Source organism: Pseudomonas sp. HMWF021 (genome assembly GCF_003061005.1).
In the GTDB taxonomy this organism is placed as follows: domain Bacteria; phylum Pseudomonadota; class Gammaproteobacteria; order Pseudomonadales; family Pseudomonadaceae; genus Aquipseudomonas.
This window is the reverse complement of the sequence record NZ_QAIK01000174.1, coordinates 1-1,634: the sequence shown is the minus strand read 5'-3', so window position 1 is coordinate 1,634 and position 1,634 is coordinate 1. Positions and strand designations below refer to the sequence as shown.

At 60.0% G+C, this 1,634-nt stretch carries 3 protein-coding genes; 2 read left to right on the top strand and 1 reads right to left on the bottom strand.

All coding sequences use genetic code 11. The annotated features are described in order from the left end of the window. Window positions 1-206 (bottom strand): hypothetical protein (locus tag DBR18_RS28560; RefSeq protein ID WP_218277871.1); only part of this gene is annotated, 206 nt, incomplete at its 3' end. Window positions 207-266: 60 nt separating this feature from the next. Here DBR18_RS28560 and DBR18_RS25190 point away from each other — a divergent pair. Then, window positions 267-1,250 carry an MDR family oxidoreductase gene (locus DBR18_RS25190; RefSeq protein WP_108592351.1) on the top strand — a complete coding sequence of 328 codons (984 nt, stop codon included), beginning with the start codon at window positions 267-269 and terminating at the stop codon, window positions 1,248-1,250. Window positions 1,251-1,311: 61 nt separating this feature from the next. Then, window positions 1,312-1,634, top strand: a 323-nt coding sequence (locus DBR18_RS25185; protein WP_108592352.1) for a GyrI-like domain-containing protein, incomplete at its 3' end; no start/stop codon positions are given.

Below are 1,634 nucleotides of genomic sequence, written 5' to 3'. Positions count from 1 at the left end.
GTCGGAGCTGCCCAGACGTTGCCAACGGTCAGCAGGCACAGCAATAACATCGCAAGCAATGAACGCGGGTAAGACATTGTCAGCTCCATCGACAGGGTTGCTTTCAGGTGGGCGGGCAGCGAAAGCACGACCGTCGAAAAAGCATAGCCGCCCGCTCCGCAATTACCGGGCAGATTTGTGAATTGGCGCAAAGTCGGGTGGGTCAATGTGTTGCTTTGTGTTATTTCAAGGCATGAGGATTTGAACCCACTGATTGAGAGGCAGCCATGTTCAACGGCATTTTGATCGACAAAAACGACAGCGGTTACCACGCCAGCCTGCAGCCGATCAGCGAAGCGCTGTTGCCTGAAGGCGACGTGACGGTGAAGGTCGCGTTCAGCACGCTGAACTTCAAGGACGGTCTGGCGATTACTGGCAGCAGCCCGGTGGTGCGCAAGTTTCCGATGGTGCCGGGGATCGATCTGGCGGGCACGGTCGAGGTCAGTACGCATCCCGACTATAAGGCCGGTGATCAGGTGCTGCTCAATGGCTGGGGTGTGGGCGAAAGTCATTGGGGCGGGCTGGCGCAGAAGGCGCGACTCAATGGCGACTGGCTGATTCCTCTGCCCAAGGCCTTTACTGCAGCGCAGGCAATGGCCATCGGCACCGCAGGCTACACGGCAATGTTGTGCATTCTGGCGCTGGAGCGGAACGGCGTGACCGCGGATCAGGGCGAGGTACTGGTGACCGGCGCCAATGGCGGGGTGGGCAGTTTCGCCATCGCATTGCTCAGCAAACTGGGTTATCGAGTGGTGGCGTCCACCGGCCGGGTGGCTGAGCATGAATATCTGAAACAACTGGGCGCCAGCGAGATCATCGACCGCGCAACTTTATCCGAACCGGGTAAACCCTTGGCCAAGGAACGCTGGGCCGGGGTGATTGATTCGGTCGGCAGCCATACGCTGGCGAACGCCTGCTCCAGTACTCGCGCGGAGGGCACGGTCGCGGCCTGCGGTCTGGCCCAGGGCATGGATTTTCCGGCATCGGTGGCGCCATTCATTCTGCGGGGTGTGACTCTGGCCGGGATCAACAGCGTGACCCAGCCCAAAGCACGGCGCATCGAGGCCTGGGAGCGTCTGGCCAGGGATCTGGATTTTGCCCTGTTGCCCTTGATCAGTCATGAAATCGGCTTGAGTGAAGCCGTCGATGCGGCGCCGAAACTGCTCGCCGGGCAGTTGCGCGGCAGGGTTGTGGTCGACGTCAATCGCTGACAAAGTAGGCGTCATTGCGGCCCTGTGTGGCCGCACTTCTATTAAGGGAGCCGCAATTTCGATGGATTTGAAACGACAGCAAATCGATGCATTCACCGTTGCCGGCCTGCGGGTGCGTACCACCAACGCCGCCGAGCACCAGGCCGAAACCGCGAAAATCGGCCCGATGTGGGGGCAGTTTTTCGGTAAGGAACTGGCCGAAACCATTCCCGGAAAATCAGCCCATTCGCCGATTTATGGCGTGTATTCGGCTTACGAGTCGGATGCCTCGGGTGAGTTCGATGTGATCGCCGGTGTTGCCGTGAATGCGCCGGACAATGACTTCGAGTCGGTGCAGATCGAGGCGGGCGAGTATCTGGTGTTCGAAGCGCAGGGGCCGTTGCC

Bases quoted from the DNA above. Each gene is read 5' to 3' on its own strand.
- DBR18_RS25190 (WP_108592351.1), top strand. From the start codon at position 267: ATGTTCAACGGCATTTTGATCGACAAAAACGACAGCGGTTACCACGCC.